Source organism: Flavobacteriales bacterium (assembly GCA_016713875.1).
GTDB lineage: Bacteria > Bacteroidota > Bacteroidia > Flavobacteriales_F > PHOS-HE28 > PHOS-HE28.
This window is the reverse complement of the sequence record JADJOI010000003.1, coordinates 2,573,915-2,589,298: the sequence shown is the minus strand read 5'-3', so window position 1 is coordinate 2,589,298 and position 15,384 is coordinate 2,573,915. Positions and strand designations below refer to the sequence as shown.

The 15,384-nt window shown below is 65.6% G+C and carries 7 protein-coding genes; 6 read left to right on the top strand and 1 reads right to left on the bottom strand.

All coding sequences use genetic code 11. The annotated features are described in order from the left end of the window. The first annotated feature begins 48 nt into the window (after positions 1 to 48). The 3 genes from odhB (at position 49) to IPJ87_12495 (ending at position 2,779) form a co-directional block, all read left to right on the top strand. The gene (gene odhB, locus IPJ87_12505) at positions 49 to 1,278 is read left to right on the top strand and encodes a 2-oxoglutarate dehydrogenase complex dihydrolipoyllysine-residue succinyltransferase (GenBank protein MBK7942674.1); all 1,230 of its coding nucleotides are present in this window, start codon (positions 49 to 51) and stop codon (positions 1,276 to 1,278) included. A 680-nt stretch (positions 1,279 to 1,958) separates the two neighbouring features. Further along, positions 1,959 to 2,582 carry a transposase gene (locus IPJ87_12500; protein ID MBK7942673.1) on the top strand — a complete coding sequence of 208 codons (624 nt, stop codon included), beginning with the start codon at positions 1,959 to 1,961 and terminating at the stop codon, positions 2,580 to 2,582. Continuing rightward, positions 2,570 to 2,779 (top strand): 2-oxo acid dehydrogenase subunit E2, encoded by a 210-nt coding sequence (locus IPJ87_12495; protein MBK7942672.1) that lies wholly within the window; start codon positions 2,570 to 2,572, stop codon positions 2,777 to 2,779. Before IPJ87_12500 ends, IPJ87_12495 begins: the two co-directional genes overlap by 13 nt. A 46-nt stretch (positions 2,780 to 2,825) precedes the next feature. Here IPJ87_12495 and IPJ87_12490 read toward each other — a convergent pair whose 3' ends face one another. Beyond that, a complete protein-coding gene (locus IPJ87_12490; GenBank protein ID MBK7942671.1) occupies positions 2,826 to 3,026 on the bottom strand; it encodes a hypothetical protein in 201 nt (66 codons plus the stop codon). A 67-nt stretch (positions 3,027 to 3,093) separates the two neighbouring features. Here IPJ87_12490 and IPJ87_12485 point away from each other — a divergent pair, with 67 nt between their 5' ends. The 3 genes from IPJ87_12485 (at position 3,094) to IPJ87_12475 (ending at position 15,355) form a co-directional block, all read left to right on the top strand. Next, the gene (locus tag IPJ87_12485; protein ID MBK7942670.1) at positions 3,094 to 3,891 is read left to right on the top strand and encodes a T9SS type A sorting domain-containing protein; all 798 of its coding nucleotides are present in this window, start codon (positions 3,094 to 3,096) and stop codon (positions 3,889 to 3,891) included. Between the two features lie 55 nt (positions 3,892 to 3,946). Then, a complete protein-coding gene (locus tag IPJ87_12480) occupies positions 3,947 to 5,329 on the top strand; it encodes a hypothetical protein (GenBank protein ID MBK7942669.1) in 1,383 nt (460 codons plus the stop codon). Positions 5,330 to 5,599: 270 nt separating this feature from the next. Further along, positions 5,600 to 15,355, top strand: a complete 9,756-nt coding sequence (locus IPJ87_12475) for a gliding motility-associated C-terminal domain-containing protein (protein MBK7942668.1) — start codon at positions 5,600 to 5,602, stop codon at positions 15,353 to 15,355. Positions 15,356 to 15,384: the final 29 nt, after the last annotated feature.

Genomic DNA, 15,384 nt, shown 5'->3' with positions numbered 1-15,384 from the left:
CACGTGTCAAGGTTCAAGTAACAAGCACCGCATTCCCACATTCCGCCAATGGCCACCGTAGACATCAAGGTCCCCAGCCCCGGAGAGAGCATCAGTGAGGTCCGCATCGCGCAATGGCTCGTGAAGAGCGGCGATACGGTGGAGAAGGACCAGGTGATCGCCGAGATCGACAGCGACAAGGCCACGCTGGAACTCAGCGCCGAGGCGGAGGGCCGCATCGAACTGCTCGCCGCCGCGGATGCCACGGTGAACGTGGGCGACGTCGTGGCGAAGATCGATACCAGTGTGAAGGCCGAGGCCAAGCCCAAGGCGCAGGAGCCGGTGCAGGAGGCAAAGAAGCCTGCCCCTGCCGCGGCGCCTGCGCCCGCCCCTGCAGCCGCAGCGCACGCCACCCCCGTGGCCAAGGCGATGCTGGATGAGAAGGGCGTGGACCCGAGCAAGGTGAAGGGGAGCGGCCCCAACGGCCGCATCACCAAGAGCGATGTGGAGGCCTACATCGCCGGCGGCGTGGATGCTGGCGGCAGGCTGATGAACGGCTGGGGCGGCACGCGCAACGACAGCCGGGCCAAGATGACCACCCTGCGCAAGAAGGTGGCCGAGCGCCTGGTGAGCGTGAAGAACACCACCGCGATGCTCACCACCTTCAACGAGGTGGACATGAGCGCGGTGATGGCCCTTCGCGACAAGTACAAGGACAAGTTCAAGGAGCAGAAAGGCGTGAACCTGGGCTTCATGAGCTTCTTCACCAAGGCGGTGACGGAGGCGCTGCGCCTGTTCCCTGCGGTGAACGGCCAGATCCAGGGCGACGAGATCGTCACCTTCGACTACGCCGACATCGGCATCGCGGTGAGCAGTCCCAAGGGGCTGATGGTGCCCATCGTCCGCAACGCCGAGCGCATGAGCCTGGCGGAGATCGAAGCGAAGATCAAGGAGCTCGCCGTGAAGGCGCGCGACGGCAAACTGAGCATCGATGAGATGACCGGTGGTACCTTCACCATCACCAATGGCGGGGTGTTCGGCAGCATGCTCAGCACACCCATCATCAACCCGCCGCATAGCGCCATCCTGGGTATGCACAACATCGTGGAGCGCCCCGTGGCCGTCAACGGCCAGGTGGTGATCCGCCCGGTGATGTACGTGGCGCTCAGCTACGATCACCGCATCATCGATGGCAAGGAGAGCGTGAGCTTCCTGCACAAGGTGAAGGAGATGATCGAGGATCCCAGCAAGCTGGTGTTCGGCGGCAAGGATCCGGGCGAGGTGTTGTTGGGGTTGTAGTGCAACAGGCGCCTCGCCTGTTGACTGAAGGCGCGACAACGATCCGTAGCAGACTGTAGTTGTACCCTGAGCGATGGATGATCATGCTTCCTCGACGCTTGGGTCTTTGCGGACCTATCGGAACCAACGACTGCTCTATTGGGAACGACGTAGGCTCGTCTTCTTGGGGCTACTGTGCGTTCCAACAGCACTGGTGTTGCTGTCGTCGGAGATCATCGGCGCGGCAGTGGCTGACAAGGGAGGCGGCCTGTTGATGACATTCATCTACCTCCTTGTCGGTTTTGTTGGAGCGAATGCGTGCTATTCAGTCGAATACATTCCCGAGTTCCTGCTAATGGGCACACGTTGGATGAGGCTGTAGGAGGTTGCGAGGGTGTGGATCTTTTTAGCGGGATGTATGGTCGGTACCGTGTTCACTTTCGTGTATTGCCGAGAACTGGTTCGGCTTCTGAGCGGCAACTCGAGTTGAACAGATGTATTGAGAAGTAGTGCGCAGTTTCGACAAGAGCTGTTCAGCCTGATCACAAGGCCCTGGTGAACGTCTATGGCGATGATCAGTTCAGAGATCATTGCATCACGTTAGTCTTGATTGCCCCGCTCCACCACAGGCGGGGCGCCTGTGGGACGAGCCCCCACCGCCCCGCATTACCTTCAATCCCGAACCGATGCCGTCTTGCTAGATGGACCCGAACGATCTCTTCTTCGACAAGCGCGCGGAGTTGATGATCACCTACCGCAACCGGCCGCATTGGAAGCAGCCGGGCAAGGTGCACTTCGTCACGTGGCGGCAGGCGGACAGTTTGGCCAAGGTGCAGTTGGAGCAGTTGAAGAAGGACCGGGACGCCTGGAACCGGCAGTATGGATCGCAGGATATCGTCACCCTGCCGCGTGAAGTGCAGTTGGAGCATCATAAGCTGTTCCGTGCTCGCGTGGAGAAATGGCTGGATGCCGGTGCCGGATCATGTGCCTTGCGCATACCGGAGGCTCGGCAGGTCATGCTGGAAACGCTGCACCTCTGGGATGGCGAACGCTACCAACTCGGGACCATGGCCATCGCTGGCAACCATATTCATGTTCTGGTTGTACCATATCCCGGCTATGACCTGTCTGTCATCATGCACAGCTGGAAGTCGTATACGGCCAAGGCCATTAACAAGCTGATAGGACGTACAGGCACTTTCTGGCAGGAAGAATGCTTTGACCATGTGGTGCGTAGTGCCGATCATTTGACCAAGTATGAGCGGTATATCATGCGGCATTTTGAGCAGGGAGCTTATGTGGAGAAGCGCAGATTGCTGCATTGATATCTCGGTTTTGTTCAAGAGGCCTAAGGGGTGCACTGTTTGACGAGATCACAGGCGTGGCGCCTGCGGGGCATCACCGCATCATCGATGGCAAGGAGAGCGTGAGCTTCCTGCACAAGGTGAAGGAGATGATCGAGGATCCCAGCAAGCTGGTGTTCGGCGGCAAGGATCCGGGCGAGGTGTTGTTGGGGTTGTAAGTCCCACGGAATATACGGCCTGCTGCGGAGCCTCGGGCACGAGCGCTCACCGCACTTCCTTGTGCTCCGCCGCGTGCTCCACGGCCTTCACCACCACCACGCCGGCACACACGGTGGAGGCCATCAGGCAGAGCACGCCCGGGATGAGGAGCCAGGCGGCACGACGGCGGTAGCCCACCAGCAACAGCCCAAGGCCCGAGGAGGCAAGGACCAGCGCTACGATGGACCAAAGTAGGATGCCTGCCATGTGCGCGAAGGTCGTGCATGACATGGTATTCAGGCAGCGTTCGCGACCCATTCCTCGTCATCCGGGCATGGACCATCGCACACTCCTCCGCACCGGCGCCTTCGTCATCCTCCTGTCGCAGGCCCCTATGCCGTTGAAGGCCCAAGTGGTGAACGGCAGTTTCGAACAGGCCGGGCAGTTCTCGCTCGCCGGTTGGGAATGGACCTGTTCGGACCCGATGGCTGTTTCCGGCGGTGCGCCTGCTGCGGGCGACTGGGCCGTCTCCAAGGAAGCGGGACAGACCCAGGGCTGCTTCCCCAGCTACCTGTTCCAACGGCTGACCGGCTTCTCGAACGGGCAGATCATCGACATGGCCGCCTGGTTGCGCTGCGATGGCGGACCGGCCTGCCTGGGGGCCTACATGGGGCTTGGGCGGATCAACAATGGGGTGATCGAGCTGGAGGAGGGCACGGGTGCGATCGGTACCGCGTGGACCTATGTGATGTTCTCCGATACCGTTGAGCTGGGCACCGGGGACACCCTGCTGTTGGTGTTCAACTCCGGCCTGATCGGCGGTCCCATCCAACCGGGCAGCGGTCAGTTCGATGATGTATCGATCACCTTGGCTCAAGGTCTGGAAGACCTGCACGCGGCCACGGTCAGGCATTACCCCGATCCGGTGACGGACATGTTGTACCTCCACGTGGACCACGGGCGTGTTCGACAGGTGCGCATCCACGATGCCCAGGGCCGCATGCTCCGCAGCACCACGATCGCAGAAGGATCGATGTGGTCCATGGCTGTCGGTGACCTCTCTGCCGGCTCCTATTTCGTGGTGGTGGACCTTGCCGAAGGGCTGCGCAGCTTCCGGTTCATCAAGCGCTGACCGGATCCGGTGGTCCGGGCCGAACCTCTAGCTTTCGCCTGTTCACCCACCGACCATGACGCTGCGCATCCTGCTTTCCGGTGCCGTCCTTGCCCTCTCGCTCTCCGTTGCGGCGCAGGGCATCACCAACAGTGGCTTCGAGTCGTGGAGCACCACCGTGCTCGACGAACGATTGAGCGACTGGACCACTTCCGAACAGCAGGTTCCAGGTCTGAACACCATCGCCCAGGTGCCCGGGGCCTCCGGCAGCTTTGGTGTGCGTCTGGAGACGCGCATCCTGGGCAACGACACGGTCTTCGGGTACGCCCTGCTCGGGAACATCGATGGCAATGCCCCGGTGGCCGGGGTGCCCTTCACCACCGCAATCGACGCCATCGAAGGTTTCTATCGCTACGACCTGCAGCCCGGTGATTCGGCCGTGGTGCTGGTGGGCATCTGGAGCTTCGGGGTGCTCGCCGTCGTGGATGTGCACACGATCGGAGGAACGCAGGCCGCCTGGACCGCCTTCGACCTGCCGGTGAACCAGGGGGTGCCCATCGCACCGGACAGCGTGGTGGTGGCCTTCGCGAGCTCGAACCCCTTCGCTCCAGCAGGGATCGCCGATGGCTCCTGGATCGAGGTGGACGCCGTGCGGCTCACGTCCTTCATCACGCCTGCACCGGACGTGCTGCCCAATCATGAGTTCGAGCTGTGGGATGAAGTGACGAGCGAGGACCCGGACGGGTGGAGCTCCTTCAACGCACTGCTCGCTCCGTACCAACTGGCATCGGTGATCCCTTCCACCCAGGCGCACAGCGGTGCGCTCTCCGCGCGCATCACCACTCTGGGCGTGGGCAACGACACCATTCCTGGCATCCTGACGAACGGCACGGTGACGGGCTTCGGTGTGAGCGGTGGTGTGCCCTATGCCGATCTGCCCGGCACGATGAACGCGTGGGTGCAGTATCAGCCATCGGGTCAGGACACCGCGCGGATCCTCGCCTTGTTCATGAACGGCGGTGTTCCGGTCGGGTCCGCCTATGCGGAGGTCACGGGGCCTACCTCGGGTTGGACCTTGCTTTCGGCCCCGGCCGTGGTGATGTTCACGCCTGACACCCTGTTGTTGACCGTGTTCTCAGGAACCAACCCGGGTTCGGTGCTGTGGGTGGATGATGTGGACCTGTCGGGCGGCAATGTGGGCCTCGCGCAGGAGCGCGTGCCTGCTGCGCGCGTGTATCCGGTCCCCGCCGACGATGCGCTGTTCGTGGACGCGCCTGTGGGCGCAGGCCTGAAGGCATGGGTCCTGCGGGATGTGCAGGGGCGCGAGCTTTCACGGGGCCGCTTCGCCACACCGCATCGCGCGTCGATCGATGTGCGCGGGTTGCCGTCCGGTCCTGGTCTGCTCGAGCTCGACCTGACCGACGGCTCCCGGAGGATGGAGCGTTTCGTGAAGCGTTGAGCCGGAGCGGGCCCGCGGTGGCGCTTCGCGTGCATGCCTAGAACAGCGCGGGCACCCCACATCGCCGTGTTGACAACTGCGGCCGCTGCGCTTCAGCCCTGCGGCATGGCCGCGGCTACGTTTGCCCGGCACCTTAACGGAGCATGGGCGCGTTGCAGACCACGGGTCCGCTGAGCGAAGCGGACCTGGTTCACTCAGAGTGAGGCTGCGTTGCGTCCGGCAGGGAAGACCCTCTGCCATGCTTCCGCAAGGGCCACAACAGGCTGGTCCATGACCCGAACCCTCCGCTCCCGCTTCGTCCCGCGCATCTCCTCCCTCCTCCGTCGATCCCTGGTCCCTCTGGCCGTCGTGGCCGCCCTGGGTTGGGGGCATGAGGCCCACGCCACCCACGCCATGGGTGGGGAGATCAGCTACACCTGTGTGGCGCCGAACCAGTATCTGGTGACGCTCGACTTCTACCGCGACTGCAACGGGGTGGCCGCGCCCACCAACTGCAACAACGGGCTCAGCTTCAATGTGCGCAGCACGCAATGCGGCGCCAACTTCAACCAGTGCTTCACCTTCCAGGGCGTTCAGGTGATCACGCCGATCTGCGCCAGCGAGACCGACCGATGCCTCAATCCGGGAGGTGTATACGGGGTGGAGAAGTACACCTACACGCGCCTGGTGAACCTCACTCAATGGGCCGGTTGCGGCACCGATTGGGTGTTCAGCTGGTCGCTGTGCTGCCGCAACAACGCGGTGACCTCGCTGCAGAACCCCGGGAACCAGGACCTCTATCTGGACGCCACGCTGAACAACACGGTGACCCCGTGCAACAGCTCGGCCGACTTCCTCACCAACCCCACGCCGTTCTACTGCCTGGGCCAGAGTGTAAGCTACAACCCCGGCGCGGTGGATCCCGATGGTGATCAGCTCACCTATGAACTGATCGCCGCCCGCGGCGCGAACGGCAACAACCTCACCTACGCGGCGGGCTACAGCGCCCTGCAACCGGTGCGCAACGGCGGCGGCGCCGGGGCCGTGCAGCTGAACGCCACCACCGGCACCATGACGGTGATCCCCAACCAGCTTCAGGTGGCCGTGGTGACCTATCGTGTGCGCGAGTTCCGCAACGGGGTGCAGATCGGGTCGGTGACGCGCGACGTGCAGGTGGTGGTGCGTGCGTGCGCGGGCAATACCGCCCCGACCGCGAGCGGCATCAACGGTTCGGCGAACTACACCACCTCGGTCTGTGCCGGTGTGCCGATCACGTTCACCATCAACTCCAACGATGCGAACGCCGGGCAGACGGTGCAGATGAACTGGAACGGCGGCATTGCCGGAGCCACGTTCACCACGGCCGGTCTGCCCTTCCCCACGGGCACTTTCAACTGGACGCCCGCGGTGGCGGACATCGGCACCAACAACTTCACGGTGACCGTGACCGATGATGCGTGCCCCCTGGTCGGCACCAACGACTTCGGTTACTCGGTGATCGTGACACCTCCGTTCACGGCGGCGGACGCCGGGCCCGACCAACAGGTCTGCGGTGGAACGGCCACCCTGGCCGGGGTGCTTCCATACAGCCAGGTGACGGGTACGTGGACCGTGGTGAGCGGCAGCGGCGTGTTCGCGAACGCCAACTCAGCCACCAGCGGGGTGAGCGGTCTTTCGCAAGGCGCCAACGTGTTCCAGTGGAGCGTGGACTACGGCACCTGCGGCATCGCGACCGATCAGGTGACGATCACCTCCTTCAACCCCGGGCAGGCCGCCGCGAACGCGGGGCCCGACCAGGCCCTGTGCCTGCCGGCGACCAGCACCAACCTGGCCGCCAACACGGCCGCAGCCCCGGCGGTGGGCACCTGGACGCTGGTGAGCGGCACCGGCACGGTGGCCGCTCCGAACAGCCCCACCAGCGCGGTGAGCGGCCTGAGCGTCGGTGCGAACATCTTCCGATGGACGATCAACAACGGACCCTGCGGTGCGCCGACCACCGATGAGGTGACCCTCTTCGTGTACGACAACGCGCAGCCCGCTGCGAACGCCGGCCCCGACCAGCAACTGTGCACACCGACGACCAGCACCACGCTGGCCGGCAACGCGGTGATCTTCCCGGCCACCGGCACCTGGACGGTGGTGCAGGGCAGCGGTGTGTTCGCCAACGCCAGCAACCCCACCAGTGGCGTGAGCGGCCTGAGCGTCGGCGTCAACCGCTTCCGCTGGACGATCAGCAACGGACCCTGCGCGCCGCCGAGCACGCAGGATGAAGTGACCGTGACGGTCTTCAACCAGAACAGTCCGAACGCCAACGCCGGTGCCGACCTCACCCTCTGCTCGCCGCCCAACAGCATCACCCTGACCGGTAACGCCCCGATCGCGCCCGCCACGGGTACGTGGACGCTGGTGAGCGGACAAGGCACCATCTCCTCGCCAGGCAACCCCAGCACCCTGGTGACCAACCTGGGCCTGGGCGTCAACATCTTCCAGTGGACCCTCAACAATGGTCCCTGTGCCAATGGGGTGACCCAGGACCAAGTGAGCGTGACGGTCTTCAGCAGCGCCTCGCCGTCGGCGAACGCCGGCCCCGACCAGGAGATCTGCAGCAGCACCAACAGCACGCAACTGGCGGGCAACACGCCGATCGCGCCCGCTGTGGGCACGTGGACGCTCGTGAGCGGCAGCGGCACCATCGTGAGCCCGAACGATCCCACCACGCAGGTGACCAACCTGGGCATCGGCAACAACGTGTTCCGGTGGACGGTGAACAACGGACCCTGTGCCAACGGCCTGACCAACGACCAGGTCACGATCCGCGTGTTCGACGCCAATGCGCCGACCGCCAACGCCGGCCCCGATCAGTCCATCTGCTCCACGACGACCTCCATCACCCTGGGGGGTAGCGCGCCGACCTTCCCCGCCACGGGCGTGTGGACCTTGGTGAGCGGCAGCGGCAACATCGTGTCGCCGGGCAACCCGGCCAGCATCGTCACCGGGCTTGGCTTGGGTGCCAACGTGTTCCAGTGGACGGTGGACAACGGCGCCTGCCAGAACCCGATCAGCTCGGACCAGGTGACGATCACGGTGTTCGATGCGAACCAGGCGAACGCCAGCGCAGGTCCCGACCAGTCGCTCTGCGGGGCCACGAGCACCACCCTGGCCGGCAACGCGGTGACGGCGCCCGGCACGGGCACCTGGACGCTGGTGAGCGGCAGCGGCAGCATCAGCACGCCCAACGATCCCGCCAGCGCCGTGACCGGCCTTGCCGTGGGCAACAACGTGTTCCAGTGGACCGTGAACAACGGGGCCTGCGGCGCACCGACCTCGGACCAGGTGACGGTGGCCGTGTTCGACCCGTCCATGCTGGCGGCGAGCGCGGGACCCGACCAGCAGCTGTGCACGCCGACCAACAGCACGACGCTGAACGGCAGCGCGGTGATCTTCCCCGGCACGGGCACCTGGACGCTGGTGAGCGGTACGGGAACGATCACCTCGCCCAACAGCGCCAGCACCGGCATCACCGGGCTCGGTGTGGGTGTGAACGTGTTCCGCTGGACGGTGAGCAACGGTCCCTGCGCGGGCACTAGCAGCGATGAGGTCAGCATCACGCTCTTCAACAGCGCCAACCCGGTGGCCAACGCCGGTCCCGACCAGCAGATCTGCATCCCCACCTTCCCCTCGCAGGTGAACCTGGCCGGCAGTGCGGTGATCCCGCCCGCGGTAGGCACGTGGACCCTGGTGAGCGGCACCGGTGCGATCGTGGACCCGAACGACCCCAACACCCTGGTGACGGGGCTGGCGGTGGGCATCAACGTGTTCCGTTGGACAGTGAGCAACGGGGTGTGCGCGAACGGCCTCACCACCGACGAGATCACCGTGTTCGTGTTCGATGCCGCCAACCCGGTGGCCAACGCCGGCCCCGACCAGAATCTCTGCACACCGATCACGAGCACCGTGCTCAGCGGCAGTTCGCTGATCGTGCCGGCCACGGGCACCTGGACCCTGATCAGCGGCAGCGGCACCCTCGTCGATCCGACCGACCCGAACAGCCAGGTGACCGGTCTGGGACTCGGTCCCAACGTGTTCCAATGGACGGTGAGCAACGGCAACTGCGCCAACCCGATCACCAGCGATCAGGTGACGATCAACCTCTTCAACGGCAACGCTCAACCCGCCGAGGCAGGTCCTGACCAGACGATCTGCAGCACGACCACGAGCATCACCATGGCCGGCAACACGCCCACAGGCCTGGCCACCGGAAGCTGGAGCGTGCTGCAAGGCACGGCCACCTTCGCCAACGCCGGAAGTGCCACCACCTCGGCGACCGGCCTCAGCGTGGGCACCAACGTGCTGCAATGGAGCATCGACAACGGCGCCTGTGGTGTGAGCACGGACGTGATGACGGTGACGGTGTTTGATGCCAACCAGGCCAACGCCAACGCCGGTCCGGACCAGAGCATCTGCATCCCCGATGTCCCCAACCAGGTGACGCTGGCGGGCAACGCCATCACCTTCCCGGCCACGGGGACCTGGACCCTGGTGAGCGGCAGCGGCAGCATCTTCGACCCGAACGACCCGCTGACCGTGGTCACCGGCCTCGGCGTGGGCGTCAACGTGTTCCAGTGGACCATCAACAACGGACCCTGCGCGAACGGCACCACCACGGACCAGGTGAGCATCACGGTGTTCGACGGTGGCAACGCCGCCGCGGACGCCGGCCCCGACCAGGAGCTGTGCACGCCCACCAGCAGCACCAGCATGGCCGGTAGCACGGTGACCTTCCCGGCCGTGGGCACCTGGACGGTGGTGAGCGGTTCGGCCGCCATCGTGTCGGCCAACGACCCCAACACGCTGGTGACCGGACTGGGCGTGGGTGAGACGGTGCTCCGTTGGACCGTGGACAACGGGGTGTGCGGAACGCCCAGCTTCGACGAGGTGAGCCTCTTCGTGTTCGATGCGAACAACCCGGTGGCCAACGCCGGCCCGGACCAGGAGCTCTGCATCCTCACCACCCTCACCGTGGTGAACGGCAGTCCGCTGACCTTCCCGGCCACCGGCACCTGGGCCGTGGTGAGCGGCAGCGGCACCTTCGATGATCAGAACGCGCCCTTCACCAACCTGAGCGGGTTCTCGATCGGCACCAACGTGTACACCTGGACGGTGAGCAACGGGCCCTGCGCCAACGGGCTCACGGTGGATACGCTGCGCGTGGTGGTGTACGACAACACCAACCCCATCGCGAACGCGGGCCCTGACCAGCAGTACTGCACCCCGGACGATGCCGCGGTGCTGGATGGCAGTGAGCTGCTTCCGCCCGCGACCGGTATATGGACCCTGATCGCCGGCAGCGGCACGCTGGCCGATCCCACCGACCCGAACACCACGGTCGACAACCTGACGGTCGGCATCAACACTTTCCGCTGGTCGGTGGACAACGGCCCCTGCATCAACGGCAACACGAACGACCAGATGAACATCCTGGTCTTCGATGCCAACAACCCCCCGGCCGACGCGGGCCCCGACCAGGAGCTGTGCACGCCGAACACGAGCACCGTGATGGCGGGCAGCGCGCTGATCACCCCGGCCACCGGCACCTGGACGCTGGTGAGCGGCGGCGGCACCATCGTGACGCCCGGCAGCCCCACCACCGCCATCACCGGCCTGCCCGTGGGCGAGAACGTGTTCCGCTGGACGGTGAACAACGGTCCCTGCGCGAACCCGATCACCTTCGACGAGGTGAGCCTCTTCGTGTTCGATCAGAACAACCTGGTGGCCGATGCCGGGCCCGACCAGGAGCTCTGCACGCCCAACGTGAACGCCACGATGGCGGGCAGCGCCCTCACCTTTCCGGCCACCGGCACCTGGACGCTCATCGCCGGCAGCGGCACGATCAACGACCCCGGCGACCCGACCGCTGTGGTGAGCGGCCTGGGCGTGGGTGAGAACGTGCTGGTGTGGACCGTGAGCAACGGCCCCTGCACGGACCCCATCACCTCCGATACGGTGAGCGTGTTCCTCTTCGACGCCACCAACGCCAATGCCGACGCAGGTCCGGACCAGGAGCTGTGCACGCCGACAAGCACCACCACGCTGGCCGGCAACACGCCGATCTTCCCGGCCATCGGCACGTGGACCGTGGTGAGCGGCAACGCCATCATCGCCGATGCGAACGACCCGAACAGCGCGGTGAGCGGCCTGGGCGTGGGTGAGACCGTACTGCAATGGACCGTGGACAACGGGCCCTGTGCGAACGGGAACACCACCGACCTGGTGAGCCTCTTCGTGTTCGACGATGCCAACCTGGTGGCCGACGCAGGTGCCGATCAAGAGCTGTGCGCACCGGATAACACGGTGACCCTGAGCGGCAGTCCGGTGATCTTCCCCGCGACCGGGACCTGGACCGTGGTGAGCGGCACGGCCACCATCGTGAGCCCCAACGACCCCAACAGCGTGGTGACCGACCTCGTGGTGGGCGAGACCATCCTGGAGTGGACCGTGGATAACGGCCCCTGCACCAACGGCATCACCACCGACCAGGTGAGCCTCCAGGTCTTCGATCCGCTGAGCGCCGATGCGAACGCCGGCCCCGACCAGGACCTGTGCACGCCCACCACCAGCGCCACCCTGGCGGGCAGTGCGACCATCTTCCCCAGCGTGGGCACATGGACCGTGGCGGCCGGTGGCGGCACCTTCGCCGATGCCAACGACCCGGCCACCACCGTGAGCGGCCTGATCGTGGGTGAGAACATCCTCGTGTGGACCGTGGACAACGGCCCCTGCGCGAACGGCCTCACCAGTGATACGCTGACCATCCTGCTCTACGATGAGAACAATCCAGTGGCGAACGCCGGGCCCGATCAACAACGCTGCACGCCCGACACCACCACCACGCTGGCCGGCAGCGCGGTGATCTTCCCCGCCTCGGGCCTGTGGACCCTGGTGAGCGGTACGGGCACCATCGTGGACCCGACCGATCCGAGCTCGGCCGTGACGGGTCTGACGGTGGGCGAGAACGTGTTCCTGTGGACCGTGACGAACGGGCCCTGCGCCAACCCGGTGACGAGCGACGCGATGAGCATCTTCATCTTCGATGACACCAACCCCGATGCGAACGCGGGTGCCGATCAGGCCATCTGCACGCCCATCACCAGCGCCACGTTGAGCGGCAGCGCGGTGACCTTCCCGGCCACGGGCCTGTGGACCCTGGTGAACGGTCAGGGCACCATCACCGATCCGAGCGATCCGAACACCACGGTGACCGGCCTGGGCATCGGCCTGAACGAGTTCGCCTGGACGGTGGACAACGGCCCCTGCGCCAACGGCATCACGACGGACAACGTGGTGATCAACCTCTTCGACGAGAACGCGCCGCCGGCCGATGCGGGCCCCGACCAGGACCTCTGCGCGCCGACGAGCAGCACCTTCCTGCAGGGCAACACCGCCGTGGGCGTGGCCATCGGCACCTGGACCCTGGTGCAGGGCACCGGCGTGTTCGCCGATGCCAACGATCCGCTCACGGAAGTGACGGGCCTCACCATCGGTGAGAACATCTTCCAGTGGACCATCGACAACAGTGTTTGCGGGATCAGCGACGACCAGGTGAGCATCTTCGTGTTCGACCCGAACAACCCGCCGGCCGATGCCGGTCCGGACCAGGAACTGTGCATGCCCACGGACAGCACCTTCCTGGCGGGCAACACGCCGACCTTCCCGGCCACGGGCACCTGGACGGTGATCGCCGGCACGGGCGTGTTCGCCGACCCGAGCGACCCCGGCACACTGGTGAGCACGCTGAGCATCGGCGTCAACACCTTCCGGTGGACGGTGGACAACGGCCCCTGCGCCAACCCGATCACCTTCGATGACGTGTCCGTCATCCTCTTCAGCGACAGCACCAGCGCCGCCGATGCAGGACCGGACCAGGAGGTGTGCCTGCCGCTGACCAGCACGGTGATGGCCGCCGCTCCGCCCCAGGCCCCCGCCACCGGCAGCTGGACGCTGATCGGCGGTTCGGGCACCATCGTGGACCCCGCCAGCCCCACCTCGGCCATCACCGACCTCACCGTGGGCATCAGCACGTTCGTGTGGACCCTGGACAATGGTCCCTGCCCACCGAACGGCATCATGAGCGACACCATCCAGATCTACGTGTACGACCCCACCGCGCCGACGGCCGATGCGGGTCCCGACCAGGAGCTCTGCACCCCGCAGGTGAGCACCATGATGCAGGGCAACATCCCCGCTTTCCCGGGTGTAGGCACCTGGAGCCTGTTGAGCGGCAGCGGCACCATCGTGGAGCCCAACAACCCCTTCACGATGATCACCGACATGGCCGTGGGTGAGAACGTGTTCGTGTGGCAGATCTACAATGGCCAGTGCGGCTTCGGCCCGCCGAGCACCGACACGGTGAGCGTCTTCATCTTCGACGAGAACCAGCCGCCCGCGCAGACCGGTCCCGACCAGGAGCTCTGCACCCCCACCACCGGCGCGGTGCTCACGGCCAACGATCCCATCTTCCCGGCCACCGGCCAATGGACGGTGTTGCAGGGCGGTGGCATCCTGGCCGATGCGAGCGACCCGAACACGGCGGTGTTCAACCTGAGCATCGGCGACAACGTGTTCGTGTGGACCATCGACAACGGGCCCTGCCCCGACGCGGTGACCACGGACACGCTGCAGGTGACGCTCTTCGATGAGAACTCCGCCTCGGCCGACGCCGGTCCCGACCAGGAGATCTGCATCCCCACCTTCCCGAACACGGTGACGATGGCGGCCACCGATCCCACCTACCCGGCCACCGGCCAGTGGACGCTGGTGAGCGGTTCGGGCACTATCACGGACCCCACCAGCGCCACCACCACCATCACCGACCTGCTGGTGGGCGTGAGCGTGTTCGAGTGGACGGTGAGCAACGGGCCCTGCCCGAACGGCACCACGACGGATCAGGTGACCATCAGCGTGTTCGACGCCGGCCAGGACGCGGCCGATGCGGGTCCCGACCAGGAGCTGTGCACGCCCACCAGCAGCACGACGCTGGCCGGCAACGCGCTCATCTTCCCGGCCACCGGCACGTGGACGGTGCTGAACGGCAGCGGCACGGTGACCGATCCGGCGAGCCCCACCAGCAACATCACCGGCCTGACCCCGGGCACCACCACGCTGCTGTGGACCATCGACAACGGTCCCTGCGCACCAGGCATCACCACGGACACGGTGCTGATCCAGGTCTTCGACAACACGGCCGCCGCCGCATTGGCCGGCGACGACCAGAGCTTCTGTTCACCCGCACCCAACACCACCATGTTCGCCAGTTCACCTGTTGCCCCGGCCGTCGGCCTCTGGACCCTCATCAGCGGCACCGGCACGCTGGCCGATCCCACCAGCCCCTTCACCGCGGTCACCGACCTGGGCCTGGGTGAAACGGTCTTCGAGTGGACCATCGACAACGGCGCGTGCGGCAGCACGAGCGACCAGATGAGCTTCCTGGTGTACAACAGTGCGCTGGCCGCGGCCGATGCGGGCGAGGACCAGGAGTTCTGCCAGCACCAGTTCACAGGCACCGCGCTGGACGCCGAACCGGTGTTCGACGCCCTGGCCACCGGAGCATGGACGCTGGTGAGCGGTACGGCCACCCTGAGCGATCCGGCCGACCCCGCCGCCTTCGCCAGCGGGCTGGCCCTGGGCAACACCTGGTTCGTGTGGACGGTGAACAACGGGGTGTGCGGCACCACGAGCGACTCGGTGCTGGTGCGCCTGAAGGACTGCCTGACGGTGATCGTGCCCGACGCCTTCAGCCCCAATGGCGATGGGGTGAACGACACGTACGTGGTGCACAACCTGGAGAGCTATCCGGACAACAGTCTGCAGGTCTTCAACCGCTGGGGCTCGAAGGTGCTCGACCGCTCGCCCTACACCAATGACTGGAACGGCCGCAGCGAGAACAGCCTCAATTGGGGCGAGGAGCTGCCCGAAAGCACCTACTACTTCATCCTGGACCTCGGCAACGGTGAGGAGCCCTTCACCGGTTACATCTACATCCGCCGCTGATCATGCGCACACCGAGGACCCAACCCCGA